This is a genomic window from Tardiphaga sp. 813_E8_N1_3, from assembly GCF_051811025.1.
Lineage (GTDB): Bacteria > Pseudomonadota > Alphaproteobacteria > Rhizobiales > Xanthobacteraceae > Tardiphaga.
In genome coordinates this window covers 2547469-2563872 of the sequence record NZ_JBPWQE010000001.1, presented here as the reverse complement: position 1 = coordinate 2563872, position 16404 = coordinate 2547469, and the positions used below count along the sequence as shown (strand labels likewise).

Sequence of the window (16404 nt, the reverse complement as noted above, 5' to 3'; positions counted from 1 at the left end):
AGGCACGCGGCAAAGCCCTCATTTCCGGTCAAAACTTGTGTCGAAGCGCCCAATCTTATAATGCCACAGGCACTTTGGGGCGGCCAGCACGCCTCCCACCTTGCCGCCAATCCATTGAGACAGCGTAAAATTATCCCAACCGAGCCGTAAACCGATGACCACCTACAAGTCCGATTTTCTCAACGTCCTGCAGAGCCGCGGCCTGATTCACCAGGTCTCCGATGCCGAGGCGCTGGATGCCGCCTGCTGCAAGGGACCGGTCACGGCTTACGTGGGCTATGACGCCACGGCGACCAGTCTGCATATCGGCAATCTGATCTCGGTGACCATGTTGTACTGGTTTCAGCAGACCGGCCATCGCCCGATCACGCTGATGGGTGGCGGCACCTCCATGGTCGGCGACCCATCGTTCCGGGACGACCAGCGACAATTGCTGACGGTCGAGAAAATCGCGGAGAATATCGAAGGCATCAAGAAGATCTTCGGCAAGATGCTGACCTATGGCGACGGCCCGACCGACGCACTGATGGTCAACAATGCCGATTGGCTCCTGAAGCTGAACTATGTCGAATTCCTGCGCGACGTCGGCCGCCACTTCTCGGTCAATCGCATGCTGTCCTTCGATAGCGTGAAGCTGCGCCTCGATCGCGACCAGTCGCTGTCGTTTCTGGAATTCAACTACATGATCATGCAGGGCTACGACTTCGTCGAGCTCAACCGCCGCTATGGCACGCTGCTCCAGATGGGCGGCTCCGACCAGTGGGGCAACATCATCAACGGCGTCGATCTCAGCCATCGCATGGGCGGTCCGCAGCTCTATGCGCTGACCACGCCGCTGCTGACGAAGTCGTCCGGCGAGAAGATGGGCAAATCGGCCTCCGGTGCCGTCTGGCTCAATGGCGACCTCTTCAGCCCCTATGATTTCTGGCAGTATTTCCGCAACACCGAAGACGCAGACGTCGGCCGTTTCCTCAAGGTCTTCACGCGTCTGCCACTCGACGAAATCGCCAAGCTCGCGGCCTTGGGCGGTTCGGAGATCAACGAGGCGAAGAAGATTCTCGCCACCGAAGCGACGGCCGTGGTGCACGGCCGCGATGCAGCAAATGCCGCTGCGGAGACGGCACGCAAGACCTTCGAGGAAGGCGCGCTCGCCGACAGCTTGCCGACCGTCAATATTCCGCAAGCTGAACTTGAAGCAGGCGTCGGTGTCCTCGCGGCCTTCGTCAATGCCGGTTTCGTCGCGTCGAACGGCGAAGCGCGGCGGCAGATCAAAGGCGGCGGCTTGCGCGTCAACGATGTTGCGGTGACCGACGAGAAGATGATGCTGACCCCCGCACTGCTGACGGAAGGTGTCATCAAGCTCTCGCTCGGAAAGAAGCGGCACATCCTGCTCAAGCCTGCATAGCCACATTCGTCTAGCGCACTTGTTCATGCACTGCGAAACGCGCTCCATGGCGTAGCTGTCGCAAACGCCGTGAAGAAGAAGCCAGATGGATTTGAAGACGTCCCAACGCACCGGACTGACTGTTCTCGGTGTCTGTTTCACCTTGTCCGTGCTGGGACGCGGCCTGCAGGAAAGCTTCACGGTCTTTCTGCTCCCGATCTCGCAATCCTTCGGCTGGGACCGCGCCGAGGTCGTCTCGATCTATTCGCTCATCGCGCTCTGCGTCGGCCTTGCGGGACCGCTAGTCGGACGGTTGTTCGACCGCTCCGGTCCGCGCACCGTGTTCCTGACCGGCATCGCCCTGCTTGGTGGCTCGCTGCTCGCAGCAGCCTATGCAGAGAAACTCTGGCAATTTCAGCTCGCGCTCGGTCTCTGCCTGGGTTTCGCGATAGCCTGTATCGGCAATGTGCCTAACTCCCTGCTGCTCGGACGCTGGTTCGGCAAGCGGCTGCCGACCGCGATGTCCGTCGTGTATTCGGCGACCGGAGCTGGCGTGTTGTTGATGCTGCCTATCGCCCAGTTGCTGATCGATCACGTCGAATGGCGTGGCGCCTATCGCATCTTCGGCTTTAGCGTCCTGGCGCTGCTGATACCCTTGCTGTTTCTGCCGTGGCGCAGGTTCGGCGCGGGCTCACCGCATCTCGAGAAACGGCAGACAAGCGAGACGCTCATCGACGAAGGCTGGACCCTGATCAGCGCCATGCGCCACCACGCATTCTGGGCCTTGTTCGGGACCTTCTTCTTCACCGCCATCGGCATGTATGCGATCTCGCCGCAGGTCGTTGCCTATCTGATCGATGTCGGTTTCCCGCCGCTGCAGGCGGCGACCGCCTGGGGCTTTAGCGGCGTGGTGCTGCTGTTCGGCATGCTCGGCGTCAGTTGGCTTGACGGCGTGATCGGTCGACGACCGTCCATTCTGTTCAGCTACAGCCTGTCGCTCCTCGGTATCGTCATGCTCTGGCTCCTGCAGTGGTATCCGAACTATGCGCTGCTTACTGGCTTCGTTGTCTGCTTCGGCAGCATGATCGGCTCGCGTGGACCGCTGCTGACAGCGACCGCGATGAAGATCTTCCGCGGCAAGCGGGTCGGCACGATCTATGGGACGATCACCTTCGGCAGCGGGCTTGGATCTGCGCTCGGTTCATGGACCGGCGGCCTGCTGCATGACTGGACCCAGAGCTACAACTCGCTGCTTGCCTTTGCCTTGATCAGCGTCGTGATCGGCATGATCCCGTTTCTCGTCGTCCCAGCATTGCGCCAATAGCGCCCAAACCTCTCGGCGCAACAGTTCGCACAGCGAACGATCTATCTGAGTTTGTCAACTTTCACGATTGGTAAGCGACTCGCTGGTATTTTTTTGCCAGTTTTGCACCGACTAGAGGTCAATATGAGTTTGCTTAGCCGTTTCACCATCCGCACCAAGCTCACCAGCATGGTGTTGGTGTCCGCAGCGTCCATCTGCGCCGTCATCGCAGTGGCCGCGTCGCTAAGCCAGAAGCGCATGCAGCAGGACCGCATGGAGCAGCTTCACACGGCGACCGACCTGATGCTCGGCATGGCCGAAAGCCTGCAGGAGGAAGTGGCGGCCGGGAAACTCAGCCTCGCCGACGCACAGATGCAGTTTCGTATGCGCGCGCGCAATATGACGTTCGGCAACAAGCAGGGTTATCTTGTTGCCTACCGCCCCGACGGCGTCATCCTCGTCAATGCCGGCAATCCTAAACTCGAAGACAAGAACACTGGCGCCAAAGACTCCAATGGTGTCCTGATCTCGAAAGCGATCATCGACGCCGGCAAGCAGAGCGCGACCGGCGGCATGACCTATTATCTCTATCCACGGCCGGGCCAAACCGAGCCCACCGCCAAAATGGTCTATGCGCGCCACTTCGCGCCGTGGGACGCCACGCTCAGCTCCGGCCTCTATGTTGACGATCTCGATGCCGACGTGAACGCTCTGCTGGTCCGGCTGGGTTCGCTCGGCGCTGGCGTGCTCGGCGTCATGGCGCTGCTGTCCTTTCTGATCGCCAGCGACATTCTCGGTGCGCTGCGCCGCCTGCAGGCCCGCATGCATGAGATCGCCAATGGCTCGCTCGACCAGAATGTCGGCGAGACCGATCGCGGCGACGAAATCGGGCGCATGGCGGAAACGCTGGAAATGCTGCGCCAAACCTCGCTGACCGCCCGCTCCCTCGAAGCCGAGCAGGCCAAGCTGAAGCAGATGAGCGAAGCCGAGAAGCGCGACGCGCTGATTGCCCTCGCCGATCGCTTCGACTCCACGGTCGGTCAGCTGGTTAGCCTGATGGCATCGGGCTCCACCGAGCTCGAAGCCACTGCACAGTCGATGAGCGGCACCGCGGCCCGCACCAATGACCAAGCCGGCATCGTCAGTACCGCTGCCTCGCAGGCCAGCACCCGCGTGCAGACGGTCGCCGCCGCCGCCGAGGAACTGTCATCGTCAATCGGCGAGATCGCGCGTCAGATGGCGCAGTCGGCCAAGATCACCACCCACGCCGTCGACAGCGCCCGCCGCACCGACACCATTGTGCGTGCCCTCGCCGACGGTGCTCAACAGATCGAGCACGTCGTCGAACTGATCTCCACCATCGCCGGCCAGACCAACTTGCTGGCGCTGAACGCGACCATCGAAGCCGCCCGCGCCGGTGATGCAGGCCGTGGCTTCGCCGTCGTCGCGACCGAAGTAAAGAGCCTCGCCGGTCAGACCGCTGACGCAACCAAGGAGATCAGCACCCGCATCGCGCAGATCCAGAGTGCTACCAGGGAAGCGGTCGACGCGATCCAGGGTATCACCGCGACGATCGAAGAGGTCAGCGCCATTGCCACCACGATCGGCTCCGCCATTGAGGAGCAAGGCGCAGCGACCGCAGAGATCGCCCGCAACGTCACCCAGACGGCGCAAGCGACGCAGGACGTCACTACCAACATCGGTGGCGTCACTGCGGCCGCGCACGAGACCGGCGACGCTGCCGGCATGGTGCTCAACGCTGCTTCCGGTCTGTCGAAACAAGCCGAGCAACTGTCAGGCGAAGTCACAACGTTCCTCGCTGGCGTGCGCGCCGCCTAGGCGCGACGAACATCCCTTGCATGAAGGCGCGGTCAGCAATGGCCGCGCCTTTCTGCTTTCAGCGCCTGCCCAAGCGATACACGCAGCCCCGCGTCGCAACTTGTGATTCACCATTGGTAAGCAGATTTACGGTATTATCGTCCGGCTAGCCACATTCAGAGGTCCAGATGAGTCTGCTCAGTTACTTCACCATCCGCACCAAGCTCACCAGTATGGTGCTGGTGTCCGTCGCTTCGGTCTGCGCCGTTATTGCCGTTGCCGCTTCGCTCAGCCAGAAGCGCATGCAGCAGGATCGCATGGAGCAGCTCAAGACCGCGGCCGAGCTGATGGTGACCCTGGCAGATGCCGTGCAGGAAGACGTCACCGCCGGAAAGACCAGCCTCGCCGATGCCCAGCTGCGCTATCGCGCGCTGGCGCGCAACATGACCTTCGGCAACAAGCAGGGCTATCTCCTCGCTTACAGATCTGACGGCGTCCAGTTTGTGAATGGCGGTAACCCCAAACTCGAAGACACGAACAGGGGCGCCAAGGACTCGAATGGCGTCGTGATGTCCAGGGCAGTCATCGAAGCCGCGCGTCAGACGCCGACCGGCGGCAGCACCTTCTACTACTATCCGCGACCGGGTCAGACAGAACCTGTCCCCAAGATGGTCTTCGCACGCTACTATGCACCTTGGGACGTCACCTTCAGCATCGGGCTCTATGTCGACGACCTGGATGCCGACGTGAACGCCCTGCTTGTTCGCCTTGGTTCTGTCGGCGCTGGCGTGCTCGCCGTGATGGCGCTGCTGTCCTGGCTGATCGCTAGCGATATCCTCGGCGCACTGCGCCGCTTGCAGGCCCGTATGCATGCGATTGCCAATGGCGCGCTGGACGAGAAAGTCGGCGAAACCGACCGCGGCGACGAAATCGGTCGCATGGCCGAGACGCTGGAGATGCTGCGCCAAACCTCGCTCACGGCACGAACGCTGGAAGCCGAACAAGCCAAGCTGAAGCAGATGAGCGAAGCCGAGAAGCGCGATACGCTGATCGCCCTCGCCGATCGTTTCGACTCCTCGGTCGGTCAGCTGGTTGGCCTGATGGCATCGGGCTCCACCGAGCTCGAAGCCACCGCGCAGTCGATGAGCGGCACAGCCGCCCGCACCAATGACCAGGCCGGCATCGTCAGCACCGCTGCCTCGCAGGCCAGCACCCGCGTCCAGACTGTGGCCGCGGCCGCCGAAGAACTGTCATCGTCAATCGCCGAGATCGCGCGTCAGATGGCGCAGTCGGCCAAGATCACGACCCACGCCGTCGATAGCGCCCGCCGCACCGACACCATCGTTCGCGCCCTTGCTGACGGCGCACAACAGATCGAGCATGTGGTCGAACTGATCTCGACGATTGCCGGCCAGACCAACCTGCTGGCGCTGAATGCCACGATCGAAGCCGCCCGCGCCGGCGATGCGGGCCGTGGCTTCGCCGTCGTGGCGACCGAAGTGAAAAGTCTGGCCGGCCAGACCGCTGACGCAACCAAGGAAATCAGCACCCGCATCGCGCAGATCCAGAGTGCTACCAGGGAAGCGGTCGATGCAATCCAGGGCATCACCGCCACCATCGAAGAAGTCAGCGCCATCGCCACCACGATCGGCTCGGCCATCGAAGAACAAGGCGCTGCAACGGCGGAGATCGCCCGCAACGTCACCCAGACGGCGCAGGCCACGCGGGACGTCACCACCAATATCGGCGGTGTCAGCTCGGCAGCGCATGAGACTGGCAATGCCGCCGGCATGGTGTTGAGTGCAGCAACCGGTCTGTCGAAACAAGCCGAGCAACTGTCAGGCGAAGTCACCACCTTCCTAGCGGGCGTGCGCGCCGCCTAAGCACGACGACCCCATTGAATGTCAGGCGCGGTCAGCAATGACTGCGCCTTTTTCATTTCAGGACCTGACCGAAGCAGCGCATGCCGAAAGGTACGCAGTGCAACCCGTGATTTACCATTGGTAAGCAGGTTGGCGGTATTATTGTCTGGTCACTCTCATGCCGAGGTCCAGATGAGTCTGCTCAGTAACTTCACCATCCGCACCAAGCTCGTCAGCATGGTCGCGGTCTCCGCCATTGCGGTCTGCGCGGTCATCGCGGTCGCCGCTTCGCTTAGCCAGAAGCGGATGATGGAGGATCGGATTTTGCAGCTCCGCACCGCCGTTGATCTCGTCACCGGGCTCGCACAATCGCTGCAGGACGAGGTTGAAGCCGGCAGGATGAAGCTGCCGGAAGCTGAAGATCAGCTTCGCCTGCGCAGCAGGCGCATGTTGTTCGACAAGGGACAGGGCTACGTGCTCGCCTATCGCGCCGACTCCACCGTGATGGTTCACGGCACGCTGCCGAAGCTCGAAGGCACCATCACCAACGGCAAGGATTCCAATGGCGTCCTGATCGCATCCGCCGTCATCGCCGCCGCCAACAGCAAGCCTGAAGGTGCGACCGCGACCTATCTGTATCCGCGTCCCGGCCAGGATGAGCCCCGACCGAAAGTCGTATTCGCCCGCAAATTCGCGCCGTGGAACGTCGTCATCAGCATCGGCGTCTATGTCGACGACCTCGATGCCGACATGAACGCCCTGCTGATGCGCCTCGGCGCCATCGGTGCCGGCGTGCTCGCCTTGATGGCACTGCTGTCCTGGCTGATTTCCAGCGACATTCTGGGCGCACTTCGCCGGTTGCAGTCACGCATGCATGACATCGCCAACGGCGCGCTCGACGCGAAGGTTGAGGAGACCGATCGCGGTGACGAAATCGGCCGCATGGCGGAGACGCTGGAAATGCTTCGGCAGACGTCACTGACGGCGCGGTCTCTCGAAGCCGAGCAGGCCAAGCTCAAGCAGATGAGCGAAACCGAGAAGCGCGATGCCCTGATCGCCCTCGCCAATCGCTTCGACGCATCCGTCGGCCAGCTTGTCGGGCTGATGGCATCGGGTTCGACCGAGTTGGAAGCCACCGCACAGTCCATGACGGGGACGGCCGACCGCACCAACCAGCAGGCCACGATGGTGAGTTCGGCCGCAACTGAAGCCAGCACCCGCGTCCAGACGGTCGCATCTGCCGCCGAGGAACTGTCGTCGTCGATCAGCGAGATCGCCCGTCAAATGGCGCAATCCGCAAAAATCACGACGCATGCCGTGGACAGTGCCCGGCGCACCGACACCATCGTACGGGCCCTGGCCGATGGCGCGCAGCAGATCGAACATGTGGTCGAGCTGATCCAGACCATCGCCGCCCAGACCAACCTCCTCGCCTTGAACGCCACCATCGAAGCCGCACGTGCCGGCGATGCCGGCCGCGGCTTCGCTGTGGTCGCCACCGAGGTAAAGAGCCTGGCCGGCCAGACCGCCGATGCCACCAAGGAGATCAGCACCCGGATCGCCCAGATCCAGAGCGCAACCAAAGAAGCCGTCGACGCAATTCAGGGCATCACTGCCACGATCGAAGAAGTCAGCGCCATCGCCACCACGATCGGCTCTGCCATTGAGGAGCAAGGTACGGCGACTGCCGAAATTGCTCGCAACGTGACGCAGACGGCGCAGGCGACCCAGAACGTCACCACCAATATCGGCGGTGTCAGCTCGGCAGCACACGAGACCGGCAACGCTGCGGGCATGGTGCTGAGTGCGGCAACCGGCCTGTCGAAACAGGCCGAACAACTGTCCGGCGAAGTCAAAACCTTCCTCGCCGGCGTTCGCGCCGCCTGACGCAGATATCCCTCAAGCACGAAGGGCGCGGTCAGCGATGACCGCGCCCTTCGCTATTTTGGGAATGACTGCCGATCAGCGCGCGGTGAAGCCGCCGTCCACCGGCAACGCAACGCCCGTGATGAAGGAGGCATCGTCGGACGCGAGCCACAGCGCGGCATGCGCTACATCCTCGGCCTTGCAGAGGCGGCCCATGGGCACCGCCGCCAACAGCTTAGCCTCGTTGACCGCAGCTTCCGCTGCAACGCCCGAGCGGCCGGTGAAGCCGAGCTTCATCGGCGTATCTGCAAGACCCGGGCAGATCACGTTGACGCGGACCTGATCGGGAGCGAACGCCTGCGCCAGCGACTTGGTGAGGCCGACCACAGCGAACTTAGCAGCCGAATAGATCGGGCTCATCATCGAACCGACGATGCCCGACACCGACGAGGTGAAAATCACCGAACCGCCGCCACGCTTGCGCATGTGCTTGATGACTTCGCCGGCCGCCAGCGTGGCGGAGGTGACATTGAGCGACATCGCGAATTCGTAGGCCGCGAGATCGAGATTCTCGACGCCTGCCGGGCCGGGCGTGCCGGCATGGGCCCACAGGATATCGATGCCACCGAGCGCTGCAGCCGCGTCGTTAATTGAACTCTTCATCTGTTCGGTCTTCGACAGATCGGCCTGGATGGTGGTGAGCTCATAACCCAGCTTCTTCATGTCGGATTTGAGCTGCGCCAGCGCGTCCGTATTGACGTCAATGGCGGCGACCCTGGCGCCTTCCTTGAGGAACAGTTCCACGCCGGCGCGTCCCATGCCCGATGCAGCAGCGGTGACGGCGGCGAGTTTATTGGCGAGACGCATTCTGTTGTCCTTATAGTGGTTTTGAAATTGCAGTTCAGACGATGAAAAACGCGCAGCGCGGGGTCACCGACATCTGCGCGTTCTCATCGTTCGTTGTTGCAGCCGTTACTTGATCAGCGGGCAGCCGCCGTCCTTGAGCGGACGGAATGCGGTATCGGCCGGGATCGTCGCCAGAACATTGTAGTAATCGTACGGCTTCTTCGATTCAGCGGGCTTCTTGACCTGCAGCAGATACATGTCGTGCAGCACGCGGCCATCTTCGCGCAACGTGGTCTTGCCGAACAGTGGATCGTCGAACGTGCCCATCTCGCGGATCGCCTTCACGACCGCGGCGCCATCCTTCGGCGAGCCAACTTTGGCGACCGCCTTCAGATAGGTGAGCGACGCCGAATAGGCGCCCGCCTGGTTCATGCTGGGATAGCGGCCGTTATTGCGCTTGGCGAAACGCTCGCCAAAGGTGCGGGTCTGCTCGTTCAGATCCCAGTAAAAGCCCTCAGTGAGCTGCAGGCCTTGCGCCGTATTGAGGCCCAGCGAGTGGATGTCCGAGATGAACATCAGCATGCCGGCGAGCTTCTGGCCCGCTTGCACGATGCCGAATTCAGACGCCTGCTTGATCGCCTTGACGGTGTCGCCTCCGGCATTCGCCAGCGCGATGACCTCCGCTTTGGAGGCCTGGGCCTGTAGGAGATAGGATGCAAAGTCGTTGGAGTCGGTCGGGTGCTTGATGCCGCCGAGCACCTTGCCGCCATTGGCATTGATGACGGCTGTAGCATCACGCTCCAGCGAAGCGCCCAGCGCGAAGTCGACAGTAAGGAAGAACCAGCTCTTGCCGCCGGCCTTGGTCATGGCGTCTGCCGTGCCGTGCGCCAGCGCCCAGGTGTCATAGGTCCAATGCACCGAGTTCGGGGTGCAGGCCTTGCCCGTCAGATCCGACGTGCCGGATGCCGTGAACAGCGCAACCTTGTTGAGCTCCGCCGTGAGCGGCGCGACAGCCAGCGAGGTGGCGCTGGTCGGAATATCCACGAGGACATCGACGCCTTCGGTCTCGTACCACTTGCGCGCAATGTTGCGGGCGATGTCCGGCTTGTTCTGCGGATCGCCCTGGATCACCTCGACCTTGAACTTGTCGGCGCCCGGAAGCTTGTTGAAATCCTCAACGGCCATCCTGGTGGCATCGAACGAACCCATGCCCCCGATATCCGAGAAAATACCTGACATATCGGCGAGAACGCCAAGCTTCACCGGCGTCTGCGCTGAAGCCATCGGCGCGGACAACGGCCCAAGCGACAGCGCCACGACGGACACGGCAAGAGCATTACGAATGGTCATTTATTCCTCCCCTGACAAATTCCGCGATTCACCCTGGCAAGGCGCCAACCGACGATCACGTGAATAATTCTTGTTTATGAATTTATAAGACCTATATGTGAATTGTAAGTCAAGACCAGCGTTGCCGATGTGGATGGCTTTCAAAGCCATTTCAGCGATACAGAGGCCAACCAGACCGTGCGGAAACGCGGACAGTTCGCCATTCGTGGCGTGCCCAAATGGAAGAACGAGAATTTCAATGCTGGTCAGACAAGCTGCGAACGTCTTGGAACTGATGGAGTATTTCGCTCGGCGCAAACGCCCTGCGACGCTGGCCGAAATTTCGGATGACCTCGGCTGGCCGCGCTCGAGCACGTTCAATCTCGTCGGCACCATCGCCGACAAGGGGTGGCTCTATGAGCCCCGTGCGCGCAACGGCTACTATCCCAGCCCGCGCTGGCTCACTCTCGCCCGCACTGTTGCGGATGCCGAGCCGCTCCCGGACGCGGCCCATGCACTGGTCACCGAGATTGCCGACCAAACCGGCGAGACGACGGCCATCGCCGCCCTCGCCGGAACGTCTGCGATCTTTCTGGATGTCGTCGAGTCCACGCATTCGGTGCGCTACTTCGCCCAGATCGGCGACCGCGTACCGGTCCATGCGAGTTCGGTCGGCCGCGCCATTCTCGAGCAGCATTCGCCCGAGGAACGCAAGGCGATCTATCGCAAGATCAAGTTCGAAGCCTTCTCCCACACCACGCCGACGACGGCAGAGGCGATCGAAGACGAACTCAGAGAGGCGGCTGAGCGCGGCTATCAGCAGAGTTCATCGGAATATATCGCTGACCTCGCGGGCGTCGCCGTGCCCTTGCCGGTGCAACATCGCCGATTGTCGCTGGTGGTTGCCGGTCCGACATCGCGTTGCCTGACGCGACGTCCCGAAACGGCCGCCATCATCCAGCATCTGATGCAGCGCTTCGCATCCGAACTCGCGTCAAACTAAGCCCCGCACAATGCGGCGAGCACTGCGCTTGAGCCACAAACGTCGTTAGTTGCTGTTGTTGTTCTGGTTCGGGAATTCGATCGAATTGTTCTGCTTGCCGGTGCCGAATTCAAAGATCTTGCGGAACACACCCGGTGCCATGGCCGAGATCGGATTGACGCGCAGCACCGGCGCACCGGGCGTACCGACGACTTCATAAGTGACGCCGATCAAGCCTTCATTGCTGCCGCCACCGAGAAACAGTCCGACGATCGGGATCTGGCCGAACATGTTGTTCAGCCCATACATTGGCACGAAGGTGCCACTCATGCGCACCTGATTGAGCGGGTAGTCGATACTGCCTTCGATGGTCGCGCCGACGGTCGGGCCTTTGACGACGCCATCCCGAATGGTGAGCTGACCGTTCTGTCGCGTGAATTCGGCACGTAGTCGCGAGAAGGCGACGCTGCTCTGCGCCGCGTTCTGCCCGCCTCCGGCAACACTGGCCAGTTGCGCCTCGCCTTTGACGTTGAAGTCGCGGATGTTGATCAGGCCTTCCTTGGCACGGGTGTCCGACGACGGCGGATCCATCGCCAGTGCGAGCTGGCCCCCCGACATCTTGGAATAGGTGTCGGTCGCGCGGAGGAAGGCGCCGGCATCGTTGGTTTCGATATAAATGACATCACGGCCGGCACCCTGGGAGCGTCCGCGCATATCGCCTGTCAGCGGCGTGTCGCGCCCAAGCTTTCCGCTCAGGGAGAATTTCTGGATCGTACCGTTGCGCCGCGAAATCTTGGCATCGACGCTGCGAACGGCCTCGCCGTAGTAACCGGCAACAGCGCCGAGCTTCACATCAATATCGAAGTCGACCGATTTGGTTTTGCTCTTGGGATCCCCATCCTTGCCGGAAATTGCCGATTTCAGGAAGCCGCGACCGTCGAACACGTCGCCACGCATTGTGACTTTCAATACGCCATCCGGACTACGGTCAGCCTTCAATGACGTCTTGTCGCCTTCGGACGGTGAATAAGTCGGGAAGTTCACACCGACGAGGTCACCGTTCTGATCAACTTCGACGGAGCCCTTGATCGAAGCCCCACCGCCATCGACGACGATGTCTTCCAGACGGGTTGTGTCGCCCTTCTTCACGACGTTGAAGACAGCGCGAGCGCTCTTGCCGGGTAGCTTCATCCAGCCCGGCAGGATGTTGTCGAGCTTCAACGGCGTCAGATCGGCGTCGACCCCGAGCTTGCTGTCACGGTCCCCGGAGCCGATCTTGCCGACAACCTTAATCGGGAGATTGCCGACCACCGCCGGTCCGAGGTCCACACCGAGCCGCGCGCGGCTTGCATCGTCGAGTGTCGCGTTGAGACGCACATCGGCATCGCCATCGGTTGGTTTGCGATAGTCGAGCGATGCCGCCTGCCCGTTGATCTTGACGTCACCCTTGACCTGATAGCCCTGATTGTTCGCTGTGACCTTCAGCGAATTGGCTTCGAGCTTCTGATTCATCACCAGTTTGTCCGCAGAAAATGCCATCAAATCCGCGGTGATGTTGTAGGTCGTATCGGCCTTGGTCAGTTCGTGCTGGATAGGCATGCCCATGGCGACCTGCGCGGTCACATTGCCCTTGGTGGCTGCCGGGTCGAGCATGTTGCCGGTGACTTCGCTCAGACGGTTGGAGTTGAGGACATCAGCCACGGCCGCCACCGGTCCCTCCAGCTTGAAGCGCACGCGAGCCGGCGATGGCTTCGGTGCCATATCCGGAACTTCAAACACGATATCGCTGAGATTGAGCTTGCGTCCGGCCGCCGTCTCGGAGTTTGCCTGACCGATGGTCACGGTCGCGGTCCGTCCCGTGACGCGCGCTCGCAGATCGCCGTCGCGGATCACCGGCATGCCGTCCACCGGACGCAACGCCACGCCATTGGCGAGGATCTTCACCGACAGCCCCTCATCGGGAATCGGCGGCCCGCGCCGTGTCAGGTTCTTGGTCGGCGAATTGACCCCGATCTCGATGCTCTGAAGCTGCCCGCCCTCGATACGTTCGGTGACCCATTCGCGCACTTCCGGCACGATCAGGATCGGCCACATGCGCTTGAGCGCCGAAGCGGACATCGGCGTTCCTGCAAAGCCGAGGGTCATGCGCGGCTCGCCCGCGTAGTCAATGCTGCCGGTGCCAGCAACGCCGATCTCGCCGTTGCTGATATTCGCCCGCGTCAGCAAAACGCGGCGGTTGTCGGAATCGAAACGCAAGCCGATGTCGATACTGTTGAAGATCAGCGGCGCTTCGCCCGGACCTCCGCCCAATACGATGGTGCCGCCGCTGATCCCTGCCTGCCACGAGTCGGTCGCGCCATTAGGGGGCTCGACATGGGCAAGCGAAGTGACGCGGTTTTCACCGGACACGAACTTGAACGGCGCCAGCAGCACACGGCGGCCAGCATCCCACTCGACGCTCACCTCCGCCTGATCGATCGGCATCGGATAATCCGGCGTATCGTTATCGATGATATTGCCCGCGCCTGCTGTGAGCTTGCCGCGGAAATAGGTCGGGAGGCCGTCGCGCCCGATTTCGCCTCTCAACTCACCGGTCAGCGGTAGATCGGCGCTGTAAGTGAGATCCTTCATGCGCAGCGCAAGCAGGATATTCCGGGTCGAGACCTTGTCGGCACGCAGACTGACCGCACGCACGCCATTGGCTGGCGCACCGACCGTGACGCCGAGTGTCCATGGCGCCTTGCCGCCCTCGCCGATGGTCATCATGACGCCGCCGCCGCTCGGTCGGCGCAGGGTCAGGCTGATATTGTTGAAGTCCCACGTATTGCCGCGCTGCTGGTCATCAACCACCAGCTTGCCGTTCTTCAGACCGATCTCGTTGAGGTTCTGTCCATCAAGACCCGACAGGGTCAGGCTGTCGAGCCAATCGAGACCCGCCAGCAAGCCGGTGGATGCCTCGCGTTTGTCGGCAGGGGGCTGCGGAATCTGGACCACCGGCGGCTGCGGCTGCCGCGGGAAGGTCAGCTCCGGTTGCCTGCCCGGACCGAGCCACGACCCTGGTGTGCGTGGCGACGCGACACCCGTCGCGATCGGGCGAGCATTCTCGCCCGTCGACACGGTCACCTGCCCATCCGGCGTAATGCGCACAGCCAGCACGACATCGACCAGGTTGAGGCTTTCGGCGCGCAAGCGGCCCATCATCATGGCAGCTGCGGAGAGCCGGACTTCGGCCTTCGGGGCACTGGCCACGACGGCGTGTTCACGATCGCGGACGACGATGTCGCGGATCCGCACAGCCATCCGGACCCGCCCGGCGCGTTCGATCTGCGTGCCGCCAACTTCGACCGTATTACCCTGCCCGATATTGTCCTGGATCGCGTCGACCAGCCACGGTGTGGCCATGTCGAAATTGATCGGGCCTGCGCCCAGCCGGACCCACAAGGCGCCAAAGCAAACGCCAAAAATAATCAGAAGGATGCCGAGGATAGCCGCAATCCGCTTGACCCATCGACCGCCGGACAGCCAATCGCGAACCGCAACGAGCCGATCGCCGAAACGGTGCCAGCCACTATCTTTCTTGGACAGCAAGCGGCGTGCACGGTGATGCCCGGCCTCGTCATGCTGATGATCCCAATCGGCATCATCCCATTGCAAGGACTCGTCATCGGCGCGCGGTCGATACGCTTGTGGCGGCTTATTTCTGGCCATTGCCTCTCGGTGCTGGCGCTGACTATGAGAATGATCGTCACCGGCCCTGCGCGCATCGACAACCGACGAGCGCTCTTCTGCCGGCATCGCTGCCAATCCTCGGTTTGAATTATAACTCGTCGTGCGGTCGTTGCGGCGCCCCTATGGCGCACGGAACGTGTGTTGCGTCGAATCCTTTGTAACCATACTCCGAGACCAGCATATTTGGGCCAGCGCATTTGCACTGCAACGTGCCGCCACCCGGTCGTCGGTGCTTTGCAATGTCATCACACTGAGCCGCCGAAAGCGACGAAAGGAAGGCGTATGTCCAAGAAATCGCGCAAGAATCCCTCGAAACGGGCCATCTGTACAGTGGCAGAAAACGCATCGGGCGCGAAAGCCGGACTGACGCTGGAAACTGCGGCCAAGCGCCTCGTCGGGCGCGCCGCCCAATTGAACCGCTGAACGCGAAGAAAGGAACATCCATGGCCAAGAAAGCCAGCAAGAAACCCGCCAAGGCCGCCGCCAAGAAAACGGCCAAGACTGCTTCTCCCTCAAAGGCGAAGAAGCCTGCCAAGGCTGCGGCAAAGTCCCCAGCCAAGAAGGCTGCCGCCAAGCAAGCCAAGCCTGTGGCGAAAGCCGTGTCCAAGGCGCTAGCCAAGCCAGCCGCCAAAGTCGCGAAGGCTCCTGTCGCCAAAAAGGCTCCAGCGACTAAGACGATCGCCGCGAAGGCGTCGCCCAAAGCAGTTGCGAAGCCTGCGCCGCCCTCCGTGGCGGCACCGAAAGCAACTCCCGAGAAAATCGCACCGGCGCCTCGTGTCGCAGCCGAGGGGGCCAAGGCTCCGGCCTTCCAGTTGCCCCGCGATGGTGGCGCCACGGTCTCGCTGTCGGACTATGCCGGCCAGAAGCTGGTGATCTTCTTCTACCCCCGTGCCAGCACGCCCGGCTGCACCAAAGAAGCCATCGACTTCACCCGGTTGTCCGCCGACTTTCAGGCTGCAAACACCGCCGTGCTAGGCGTCTCGGCCGATCCGCTGAAAGCGCAGGAGTCATTCCGCGACAGATTCGCTCTGGGTGTCCCGCTACTCTCCGACGCCGCACAGACAATGCTGAAATCCTATGGCGCCTGGGGCGAAAAATCGATGTACGGCAAAATCTTCGAAGGCGTTCTTCGCACCACGGTTTTGATCGATGCAAAAGGCAACGTCGCGAAGATCTGGCGCGGCGTCAAAGTGGACGGGCACGCAGACGCGGTGTTCGAAGAGGCACGTCGGATTTGATCAATGTCATTTGCTCAAAATTAACCATGAAGGGCTCAAATCGCCTC

At 61.9% G+C, this 16404-nt stretch carries 12 protein-coding genes; 9 read left to right on the top strand and 3 right to left on the bottom strand.

Annotated elements, in window-relative coordinates:
• Nucleotides 1-154 precede the first annotated feature (154 nt).
• The 5 genes from tyrS to AB8A33_RS12160 all read left to right on the top strand — a co-directional run bounded on the left by tyrS (nt 155) and on the right by AB8A33_RS12160 (nt 8254).
• Nucleotides 155-1405 (top strand): tyrosine--tRNA ligase, encoded by a 1251-nt coding sequence (gene tyrS / locus AB8A33_RS12180; protein WP_092143456.1) that lies wholly within the window; start codon nt 155-157, stop codon nt 1403-1405.
• 85 nt (nt 1406-1490) lie between these two features.
• A complete protein-coding gene (locus AB8A33_RS12175; protein WP_439093003.1) occupies nt 1491-2708 on the top strand; it encodes an MFS transporter in 1218 nt (405 codons plus the stop codon).
• A gap of 123 nt (nt 2709-2831) precedes the next feature.
• Nucleotides 2832-4526: a methyl-accepting chemotaxis protein gene (locus AB8A33_RS12170; RefSeq protein ID WP_439093002.1), complete on the top strand. Its 1695-nt coding sequence runs from the start codon at nt 2832-2834 to the stop codon at nt 4524-4526.
• A 167-nt stretch (nt 4527-4693) separates the two neighbouring features.
• Nucleotides 4694-6388, top strand: a complete 1695-nt coding sequence (locus tag AB8A33_RS12165; RefSeq protein ID WP_439093000.1) for a methyl-accepting chemotaxis protein — start codon at nt 4694-4696, stop codon at nt 6386-6388.
• A gap of 171 nt (nt 6389-6559) precedes the next feature.
• On the top strand, nt 6560-8254 hold the full coding sequence (locus AB8A33_RS12160) for a methyl-accepting chemotaxis protein (protein WP_439071820.1): 1695 nt from the start codon (nt 6560-6562) through the stop codon (nt 8252-8254).
• A gap of 75 nt (nt 8255-8329) precedes the next feature.
• Here the strand turns inward: AB8A33_RS12160 and AB8A33_RS12155 are convergent, their stop codons facing one another.
• Nucleotides 8330-9100 carry an SDR family NAD(P)-dependent oxidoreductase gene (locus AB8A33_RS12155; protein WP_439092999.1) on the bottom strand — a complete coding sequence of 257 codons (771 nt, stop codon included), beginning with the start codon at nt 9098-9100 and terminating at the stop codon, nt 8330-8332.
• A gap of 105 nt (nt 9101-9205) precedes the next feature.
• Complete coding sequence (locus AB8A33_RS12150) at nt 9206-10429, bottom strand: ABC transporter substrate-binding protein (protein ID WP_439092997.1); 1224 nt, start codon at nt 10427-10429, stop codon at nt 9206-9208.
• Nucleotides 10430-10667: 238 nt separating this feature from the next.
• On the opposite strand from AB8A33_RS12150, the gene AB8A33_RS12145 reads away from it, so the two are divergent.
• The gene (locus AB8A33_RS12145) at nt 10668-11411 is read left to right on the top strand and encodes an IclR family transcriptional regulator (protein ID WP_439092995.1); all 744 of its coding nucleotides are present in this window, start codon (nt 10668-10670) and stop codon (nt 11409-11411) included.
• Nucleotides 11412-11456: 45 nt separating this feature from the next.
• Here AB8A33_RS12145 and AB8A33_RS12140 read toward each other — a convergent pair whose 3' ends face one another.
• Nucleotides 11457-14690 (bottom strand): YhdP family protein, encoded by a 3234-nt coding sequence (locus AB8A33_RS12140; RefSeq protein ID WP_439092994.1) that lies wholly within the window; start codon nt 14688-14690, stop codon nt 11457-11459.
• Here AB8A33_RS12140 and AB8A33_RS12135 point away from each other — a divergent pair.
• The 3 genes from AB8A33_RS12135 to AB8A33_RS12125 all read left to right on the top strand — a co-directional run bounded on the left by AB8A33_RS12135 (nt 14646) and on the right by AB8A33_RS12125 (nt 16357).
• Complete coding sequence (locus AB8A33_RS12135) at nt 14646-15206, top strand: hypothetical protein (RefSeq protein ID WP_439092993.1); 561 nt, start codon at nt 14646-14648, stop codon at nt 15204-15206. The genes AB8A33_RS12140 and AB8A33_RS12135 overlap by 45 nt on opposite strands.
• A 195-nt stretch (nt 15207-15401) precedes the next feature.
• Nucleotides 15402-15542, top strand: a complete 141-nt coding sequence (locus tag AB8A33_RS12130) for a hypothetical protein (protein WP_158005733.1) — start codon at nt 15402-15404, stop codon at nt 15540-15542.
• A 20-nt stretch (nt 15543-15562) separates the two neighbouring features.
• Nucleotides 15563-16357 carry a peroxiredoxin gene (locus AB8A33_RS12125; protein WP_439092992.1) on the top strand — a complete coding sequence of 265 codons (795 nt, stop codon included), beginning with the start codon at nt 15563-15565 and terminating at the stop codon, nt 16355-16357.
• The last annotated feature ends 47 nt before the right edge of the window (nt 16358-16404 follow it).

Excerpts from the sequence above, each read along its gene's own strand:
- tyrS (WP_092143456.1), top strand. The coding sequence starts at position 155 with ATGACCACCTACAAGTCCGATTTTCTCAACGTCCTGCAGAGCCGCGGC.
- AB8A33_RS12175 (WP_439093003.1), top strand. The coding sequence starts at position 1,491 with ATGGATTTGAAGACGTCCCAACGCACCGGACTGACTGTTCTCGGTGTC.
- AB8A33_RS12170 (WP_439093002.1), top strand. The coding sequence starts at position 2,832 with ATGAGTTTGCTTAGCCGTTTCACCATCCGCACCAAGCTCACCAGCATG.
- AB8A33_RS12165 (WP_439093000.1), top strand. The coding sequence starts at position 4,694 with ATGAGTCTGCTCAGTTACTTCACCATCCGCACCAAGCTCACCAGTATG.
- AB8A33_RS12160 (WP_439071820.1), top strand. The coding sequence starts at position 6,560 with ATGAGTCTGCTCAGTAACTTCACCATCCGCACCAAGCTCGTCAGCATG.
- AB8A33_RS12155 (WP_439092999.1), bottom strand. The coding sequence starts at position 9,100 with ATGCGTCTCGCCAATAAACTCGCCGCCGTCACCGCTGCTGCATCGGGC.
- AB8A33_RS12150 (WP_439092997.1), bottom strand. The coding sequence starts at position 10,429 with ATGACCATTCGTAATGCTCTTGCCGTGTCCGTCGTGGCGCTGTCGCTT.
- AB8A33_RS12145 (WP_439092995.1), top strand. The coding sequence starts at position 10,668 with ATGCTGGTCAGACAAGCTGCGAACGTCTTGGAACTGATGGAGTATTTC.
- AB8A33_RS12140 (WP_439092994.1), bottom strand. The coding sequence starts at position 14,690 with ATGGCTGTGCGGATCCGCGACATCGTCGTCCGCGATCGTGAACACGCC.
- AB8A33_RS12130 (WP_158005733.1), top strand. The coding sequence starts at position 15,402 with ATGTCCAAGAAATCGCGCAAGAATCCCTCGAAACGGGCCATCTGTACA.
- AB8A33_RS12125 (WP_439092992.1), top strand. The coding sequence starts at position 15,563 with ATGGCCAAGAAAGCCAGCAAGAAACCCGCCAAGGCCGCCGCCAAGAAA.